The sequence below is a fragment of the Shewanella psychropiezotolerans genome, from assembly GCF_007197555.1.
Taxonomy (GTDB): domain Bacteria; phylum Pseudomonadota; class Gammaproteobacteria; order Enterobacterales; family Shewanellaceae; genus Shewanella; species Shewanella psychropiezotolerans.
On the sequence record NZ_CP041614.1, the window covers coordinates 847,452 to 855,000 of the forward strand.

Genomic DNA, 7,549 nt, shown 5'->3' on the forward strand with positions numbered 1-7,549 from the left:
TCAGGCCTCTTGGGGAATTAAAAAATGAAGGATCCGCTGCTCTAGGTAGTACCTTGGCTTGAAGGGAGTTCCGCCGTCGATAAAACCGACATGACCCCCTCGTGAGTGCAGTTCATAGGTTACTTGGCTAGCACATTGCTCTGCCGTTGGAATGACATCGGCGGTCATGAATGGATCATCCGCAGCATGAATGACCAGAGTTGGTTTATGAATATATTGCAAGAAATCCATTCCACTCGCTCTTCGATAATAATCATCGACACCATTGAAGCCATGTAAGGGAGCTGTCACTCTATGATCAAAATCATAGAAAGTTTGCAGTTGAGGAATTTGGGACAATGAAACAGGCATATCCTGAGCCAGTTGAGGGTTTTTCACCTTCTCCGTGGTCTTCTGCTGTAGCTGCTTAATCAAATAACTTTGATATACCTTAGAAAATCCACTCTCTAAACGCTTAGCACATGCGGATAATTGTAGCGGGGCTGAGATGATAACTGCCCGCTCTATCAAACTGGTATTGGTATGTTCGCCTAAGTATTTGGTGAGTACATTGCCGCCTAAGCTATAGCCTACTGCAAGGAGAGGGGAGTCAGGATACTTCAGCCTTAATTGAGATAAATTCTCCTGCAGGTCTTGGGTATCACCACTGTGATAACTTCTCGCTCTGCGGTTCGTCTCACCAGAACAGCTCCTGTGATGATGGACCAAAGCGCAGATGGACTGTCGACGACAGTCATTGAGTAATCGGCGTACATAGTGGGACTCGGAGCTCCCCTCTAAGCCATGAATGATGATCACTATAGGTTGGTGTGCTTTAGGCTGGCCTAACCAATCGAGATCGATAAAGTCGCCATCACTAAGCTCGAGACGTTGACGTGTTAAGTCTGGTCTGTCCACCTTAGTTAGCACAGGTAAAATCGTTTGAACGTGGGGGTTTCTGGCCCACCAGGGGGGAGAAAAATATCGCATCATAAAAATTGGCTATTGCTGAAAATTAAAACGTGTGTTTAATTGTTACTCATCTTGGCATTCTAGCATATCTGAGATTTTGATGAATTACCTCAATCTAGCCAGTTGTCGATGTTGTGATTAAATTACCTGTAGAGTCAATGCGGGTCTGTATCCTCTATAAAAAATAATATGAAGGGATAGCATGGAACGACGCACTTTTTTAACAACAGCATTAGTCGGTACAGCCGCATTAGCGTTAGGGGTAAACCTATACGCTCCAGAGCATATTAAGGTTAACAAAGCCTTAGACAGCGAGCATAGATTGCTGTTTAGCGTCTTGTTGCCAGTGTTTCTGGATGATGCCTTACCTGAGGTCGAGAAGCTGCGTATAGCCGCTCAGAATCGAACCTTAGATGCTATTACTCAGACCATTTCATTGTTACCTGCAGATGGACAAGCCGAATTAGAACAACTACTCGACATGCTAGAAAACAGACTAGGTTTACTCGTCCTGACCGGAAGTATGACGCCTCTGATGATGCGTAATCCGGATCAGCTAATAGCTATGCTTGAGTATTGGCGTAATAGTTTCTTAGACATGATGGTGACGGCCTACCAAGGGCTGAGAGAGCTTGTACTTGCGAGTTACTATTCCTGTCCTGAACACTGGAATCGCTTGAATTATGCCAAACCTACATTCCTTGAGGTGTAGGCAGTAAAGAGTGCGAATGGTGTTTAATTGATTTTTAGGCTTAGATATTTATTCAAAAAATAATAAAAATAACAGTGTGATTGGAGGTAGTGAAGTGGCGATACCAGATCCTATAGTCGAAGGCTTAGCCTCAGGTTGGAAGCATATTGATGCTAGCCAGTTGAGCCAAGATCAAACTCTCGAGGCCGATGTTGTTATTGTAGGCAGTGGTGCCGGCGGCGGCGTCGCAGCAGAGATATTAACTGACGCGGGTTTGACCGTGATCATAGTCGAAGGGGGACCGCTTAAATCTTCCGAAAGCTTCAATATGGAAGAGAGGCGAGCCTATCCAAACTTGTACCATCAAGCGGCGGCGATGAAAACCAAAGACAAGGCTATTGGTATTTTTCAGGGAAGAGCCGTAGGCGGATCGACAACGGTAAATTGGACCACCTCGATCAGGACTCCCAAGCCTACATTGGACTTTTGGGCCAAAGATAAATCTGTTCAAGGTTTATCGAGAGAGGAGCTGGATCCTTGGTTCGACAAGATGGAGAAACGACTCAATATTTCTAAGTGGGAGTATGAGCCAAATAGAAATAATCAGGCATTGAAGTTAGGCTGTGAAAATCTCGGCTGGCATTACACTGTCATCAAGCGCAACGTGAAAGGTTGCTGGAACACGGGCTATTGTGGTATGGGCTGTCCGGTCAACGCCAAACAATCCATGCTAGTTACCACCATCCCGGCTGCACTAGATAAAGGGGCTACCTTAGTCAGCAGAGCTAAGGTCATCGAGCTAGAGCATCATAATGACAAGATATTAGCCGTCAAGGCTCAGGCATTGAATGAACAGATGCAGCCGACTGAGGTCAAGCTGGTATTTAAGGCTAAGCATTACATCATCGCCGCCGGCGCAATCCATACACCAACAATCTTGCTGAGATCTAATTTAGCCGATCCCCATGAACTGTTGGGGAAACGTACTTTTCTACATCCGACGCTATTGAGCGGCGCAATATTTAGCGATCCGATCAATGGTCATAGTGGTGCTCCTCAATCCATCTATTCCGATGAATTTGTATGGAAACATGGTGCTGCCAGTGGAGAGCTTGGTTATAAGCTCGAAGTACCTCCTGTCCATCCCGTTCTGATCGCCTCTAAAACCATAGGTTATGGTAAGACTCATGCGGCTCTGATGGAGCAGTTCAACCAGCTTCAGGTCACCATAGCCTTGATTCGTGATGGTTATCATGAACAAAGCCAGGGAGGCCAAGTTCAGCTCACAGATACAGGCTTTGCCATAGATTATCCGCTAAACGAGACTTTTTGGCGCTCGGTTCGAAGAGCGTTCGGGAGTATGGCTGAACTACAGTTTGCGGCCGGGGCGAAGCGAGTCTTGCCGATCACCGAAGGAGCGCCTTATCTTAATAGCTGGAAAGAAGCGAAATCTGCTATAGAAACTCTGGACCTTGGACCACTCAAGACAGTTGTCGCTTCGGCGCATGTCATGGGAGGGTGTCCCATGGGAGAAGATACTAAGCTTTCTATGGTCGATAGTCAGGGAAACTCTCACTACTATGAGAATCTATCTGTGATGGACGGATCTGTGTTTCCCACCAGTTTAGGGGCTAACCCCCAGCTGACTATCTATGGCATGACGGCAAGAAACGCGACTCTATTAGCTGAAAGGTTAAAGTCATCTTCATAAGAGTTCAATCGTGATGGACGGTCTTGTTGCTTCCGTTCCGACCAGTTTAGGCGCTAACCCTCAGCTGACTATCTATGGAATGACGGCGAGAAACGCGGCTGTTAGTAACAGAAAGGTTAAAGTCATCTTCATAAGAGTTCAATTGAATGAGTTTTAACTGTAAGACTAAAGAGGATAACAGCGGGTTTAATGTTTTAAGCCCGCGTTAAATGTGAACTAGACTAGCTCTACAAGTGATGGGTAATCGACTTTATCTAAGTTAAATAAACTCAGATAAGTGCCTAAGTTTGACGATTCTCCGCTGGGTGACAGCTGTTTGAGTTTATGCAGTATTAACCCCTGAGATTTACGCTCAAGCATCAACTCTACATCTAGCATCTGTTGATATTCATCACTTGCTAAGCTGTTCTTACTCAGCTTGCGTAACTTGCGGTAGGGGAGTAACACGCGTTCTTCCCATTGATGGGTTTCACTTTGTAGTTGCGACCAGTCTAGGGTGCTCAGCAGGTAGTCTTGTTTATCTAGCCATAATGATAGCAAAAGTAAGTTAACATTTAACTGGTGATTATCTTGTAGCTCTAAACAGAGAGCTTGGTGCTGGTGGTAATAACCATCACAAATTTTCCATAATGAAATATCAAAATGATTCACGAATGTCATGCTGCTTCCTTGGGTACCACTGAGCTCTACATTAATAGAGCGTTATATCAATAATGTTTTTATCCAGAGCTTATATCTAGAATTCTTGTTTAGAGCTGGGAACGAACCTGAAGTTCAATCTCTTCGATGTTCTCTTGAATGTCTAACCACTCCATTTCACTCTCTTCCAGCGCTTGAGCCAGAGTGGTTCTCTCAGCAAGTACTTGGGTCAACTTAGCCTTGTTTTCTGCATCGTACAGGCTCATATCTGCAAGCATGGTTTCGATTTCGCTCAAACGGTCATTGGCTTGCTGTTGCGCTTTCTCGAGCTTAAGCTGAACTTTACGCATGGGAGACAGCTTTTGCCTTAACTCTGCTTCCAAACGTTTCTGCAGCTTCTTATCCTGAGCCGGCTTAGCTTCCGTGCTGGCTTCTGTTTTATTCGCGGCCTTAGCTGCATCGAGCAACCATTGATGATAATCATCAAGATCGCCGTCGAAGCTAGTTACTTGCCCCTTATCAACCAAATAATAGTCACTGCAGCTTAGTCTTAATAGATGGCGATCGTGAGAGACGATGATCATGGCGCCTTCGAATGTCTGAAGTGCCATTGTCAAAGCATGTCGCATCTCTAAATCCAGATGGTTGGTCGGCTCATCGAGAAGCAATAGGTTAGGTCGTTGCCATACCAGTAGCGCTAATACCAGACGAGCTTTCTCACCGCCGGAGAAGGGGCGTACAGGAGAGAGCACCATATCGCCATTGAAGCCATAACCACCGAGGAAGTTTCTCAGTTCTTGCTCTCTATGAGTGGGAGCGAGTCGGCTAAGGTGTTGTAATGGAGAGTCATCTAAACGCAGGCTTTCCAGCTGATGCTGGGCGAAGTAACCGATATTCAGGCCTGGATTAGTCTCATACTTGCCCTTCATAGGTGCAAGTTCTTCTGATAACAGTTTAATCAGGGTCGACTTACCTGCACCGTTTCGTCCAAGTAAACCGATGCGAGCGCCTGGGACTAAGTTTAGATGCACGCTCTTGAGGATCTCTTTGTCGCCATAGCCCACAGAAACGTGCTCCATGGTCACTAGCGGGTTAGGCAGAGCCTCAGGTTCTCTAAATGACATATGAAACGGGCTGTCAGCTTGAGAAGGTAGCAACTCGGTCATACGTTCGAGGGCTTTTAATCGACTCTGTGCCTGCTTAGCTTTACTAGCCTTGTAACGAAAACGATCAACGAAGGACTGCATATGTGAGCGTTCTTTTTGTTGACGTTCGAAGGCGACTTGTTGCTGAGCCATACGTTCGGCGCGTATACGTTCGAAGGCGGTATAGTTGCCTTTATAGAAATTTAGCTTGTGGTGCTCAACGTGAATAATCTCATCCACAATACCGTCAATGAAATCTCTGTCATGGCTGATTAAAATTAGCGTACCTTGATAGGCTTTTATCCAGCCCTCTAGCCAGTACATGGTATCTAGGTCTAAATGGTTGGTTGGCTCATCGAGTAATAAGAGATCTGAGCGGCACAATAACGCTTGGGCCAAATTAAGGCGCATTCGCCAGCCACCCGAAAAGTGTCTTACGAAATTACTCTGCTCGGTTTCGTTAAAGCCTAAGCCAGCTAATAGGCTGGCTGCTCGGGAACGAATCAAATAGCCGCCTATTGCATCAATTTTCCCATGAAGATGGGCTATCTCATTGCCATTATCATCATGTTGCGCCTGAACGAGTTTGGCTTCAAGTTCTCGATACTCGAAATCACCATCAATAACATAATCTAAAGCTGAAACATCCAGTGCAGGAGTTTCCTGGGCTACTGTCGCGATCTGCCAGCCGCTAGGCAAAGAAATATCGCCTTTATCTAAGCTGATCTTACCGAGAATGAGTGCTAACAGTGAAGTTTTACCTGTGCCGTTGGCGCCCACTAACCCAACCTTGTGGCCTGGGTATATAGTCAGCGAGGTTTCATCGAGAAGCGTTTTAGTGCCGCGGATCAGTTGAGCTTGAGAGATGGATATCATTAATTACGATCTGATGATGTTCAGGAGTTTATTGACACCGATGATATCTCAGAAGTGAGTTTCAGCCTAGAAGCAAAGTCAAATTCAATGACAATGGGGTTAATTGAATGAGATTGTGGCAAAATAGACTTTAGTTGGAAAATGATCCCATAGTAAGTTAGACAATAGCAGGTTGATAAAAGTGGCTGAAGTTAGAGTGAAAAAGCGTTTCGTTGCAGGTGCTAAGTGCCCCAAATGCAAAGCTGTAGATAGTATCGTGCTATTTAAAGAGCAAGGCGTGGAGACTGTTGAGTGTGTTGAATGTGATTATCGCGAGCAGCAAACAGATGAGAAGGTAGCAAAGAAGGCCAGCGGGGATATCATAGGTGTCTTTAAGCCTTAGCACATTGCCTATAACTATATGTACTCGTCATAGCTTAAGCATTGAGGCTGTAGAGAGTAAAACTATCTACAGCCTGGAACAGTAATTATAGAAATTGAGCTTACGCCTTATTAAAGCGTTTTTCTAAAACAAAGCCCATAATCCCTGAACAGAGTAATAACGCCCCAAGTATCTGTAGCCAAGCGTTGATTGCTCTGGGTACCGTTTCTTTTTTATCCAGACGATATTGCCTTTTACCCATTGCTGAATTCTCGACAAAGTACTGACCGCGATTTTCATCGGTTAGCTGTAAATATCAACCTCATTAAATATTTGCTCAGTTCAGAGCTACTCAGGCTTTCCAATTCAAGGCGCATTGATATAGAAATGGTTATTCCCTTTATAAGTCAGTGCAACACAAAAGTGGAATGCCTGAGAGGCTCACGTAGTGCGGGTTTCAAAGCTCTTTATGCTGCGTTGCATGTTCTCGATATAGAATAACTATTAGCTTCAAACATTCGCCTTGCCTACAGCGCTTTGAACTCCCGCTGAACGATCACATATTCAATAGGGTTGGTATATTCGCTGCGGCGCTTAGCCATCTCTATTCTCCTTGCACCAACTGCAGCCCTACCTTCACAGGTGTCTGTGTCGATGACATTTCTCCATGAAGAGTAAATGTCATTTGCTTCACCGGGTAAAATGATACCTAGTGATTCATATTGATAATGCGTCTGATCGAATAGCTGCTTACTGAAACCTGTGTAGAAAAGCGTTACCCCCAGAATAATCAATAGACTCGCTATATAAAGGTAGCGACGTAGATTATGAATGAGCACTCGCTCTTGCTGTGCCTACTTCAATTCAATGTCTGGGATTCGTATAAGCTGCAGTCTGTCTTTATCACATCGAAGCACTGAATGAATTCTCCCACTATATATAGCTAAGGCTTTTAATAAAGTACGAAAGACATGTTAGATAGAACGGACTTGTCGTTTTCTAACTTAGATAAATAAGATTGCTCAATACCGGCTAGCTCTGCCAACTCAGGTTGGCTGAATCCTCTGTCTATTCTGAACTGTTTTAACTGTTGTCCTAAAGTCATGCTCTGATCCTTATGAGTGCTACAAGTGTAAATGCAAAGTTTCAATTCGCTTTAATGGGGTTGCTTGCCG

The 7,549-nt window shown here is 44.8% G+C and carries 8 protein-coding genes; 3 read left to right on the plus strand and 5 right to left on the minus strand.

The annotated features are described in order from the left end of the window. Window positions 1-972 (minus strand): hydrolase, encoded by a 972-nt coding sequence (locus FM037_RS03785; protein WP_144044910.1) that lies wholly within the window; start codon window positions 970-972, stop codon window positions 1-3. A 181-nt stretch (window positions 973-1,153) separates the two neighbouring features. On the opposite strand from FM037_RS03785, the gene FM037_RS03790 reads away from it, so the two are divergent. Both FM037_RS03790 and FM037_RS03795 read left to right on the plus strand, forming a co-directional pair. After that, complete coding sequence (locus tag FM037_RS03790) at window positions 1,154-1,663, plus strand: twin-arginine translocation signal domain-containing protein (RefSeq protein WP_144044911.1); 510 nt, start codon at window positions 1,154-1,156, stop codon at window positions 1,661-1,663. 94 nt (window positions 1,664-1,757) lie between these two features. Beyond that, a complete protein-coding gene (locus FM037_RS03795; RefSeq protein WP_144044912.1) occupies window positions 1,758-3,353 on the plus strand; it encodes a GMC family oxidoreductase in 1,596 nt (531 codons plus the stop codon). 216 nt (window positions 3,354-3,569) lie between these two features. On the opposite strand, the gene FM037_RS03800 is transcribed toward FM037_RS03795, so the two are convergent. Together FM037_RS03800 and FM037_RS03805 are read right to left on the minus strand one after the other, a co-directional pair. Next, entirely contained in the window at window positions 3,570-4,013 is a 444-nt protein-coding gene (locus FM037_RS03800) for a TIGR02444 family protein (RefSeq protein ID WP_144044913.1), read from the minus strand. Window positions 4,014-4,102: 89 nt separating this feature from the next. Next, window positions 4,103-6,013, minus strand: coding sequence for an ABC transporter ATP-binding protein (locus FM037_RS03805; protein WP_144044914.1), 1,911 nt, complete (start codon window positions 6,011-6,013; stop codon window positions 4,103-4,105). Window positions 6,014-6,194: 181 nt separating this feature from the next. Between FM037_RS03805 and FM037_RS03810 the strand changes: the two genes are divergently transcribed. Then, window positions 6,195-6,395 carry a YheV family putative zinc ribbon protein gene (locus tag FM037_RS03810; RefSeq protein ID WP_144044915.1) on the plus strand — a complete coding sequence of 67 codons (201 nt, stop codon included), beginning with the start codon at window positions 6,195-6,197 and terminating at the stop codon, window positions 6,393-6,395. Between the two features lie 506 nt (window positions 6,396-6,901). Here the strand turns inward: FM037_RS03810 and FM037_RS29095 are convergent. After that, window positions 6,902-7,213: a hypothetical protein gene (locus tag FM037_RS29095; protein ID WP_194165920.1), complete on the minus strand. Its 312-nt coding sequence runs from the start codon at window positions 7,211-7,213 to the stop codon at window positions 6,902-6,904. Between the two features lie 113 nt (window positions 7,214-7,326). Further along, window positions 7,327-7,479 (minus strand): helix-turn-helix domain-containing protein, encoded by a 153-nt coding sequence (locus tag FM037_RS29100; RefSeq protein ID WP_229381076.1) that lies wholly within the window; start codon window positions 7,477-7,479, stop codon window positions 7,327-7,329. Window positions 7,480-7,549 lie beyond the last annotated feature (70 nt).

Excerpts from the sequence above, each read along its gene's own strand:
- FM037_RS29100 (WP_229381076.1), bottom strand. The coding sequence starts at position 7,479 with ATGACTTTAGGACAACAGTTAAAACAGTTCAGAATAGACAGAGGATTC.
- FM037_RS03790 (WP_144044911.1), top strand. The coding sequence starts at position 1,154 with ATGGAACGACGCACTTTTTTAACAACAGCATTAGTCGGTACAGCCGCA.
- FM037_RS03785 (WP_144044910.1), bottom strand. The coding sequence starts at position 972 with ATGATGCGATATTTTTCTCCCCCCTGGTGGGCCAGAAACCCCCACGTT.
- FM037_RS03800 (WP_144044913.1), bottom strand. The coding sequence starts at position 4,013 with ATGACATTCGTGAATCATTTTGATATTTCATTATGGAAAATTTGTGAT.
- FM037_RS03805 (WP_144044914.1), bottom strand. The coding sequence starts at position 6,013 with ATGATATCCATCTCTCAAGCTCAACTGATCCGCGGCACTAAAACGCTT.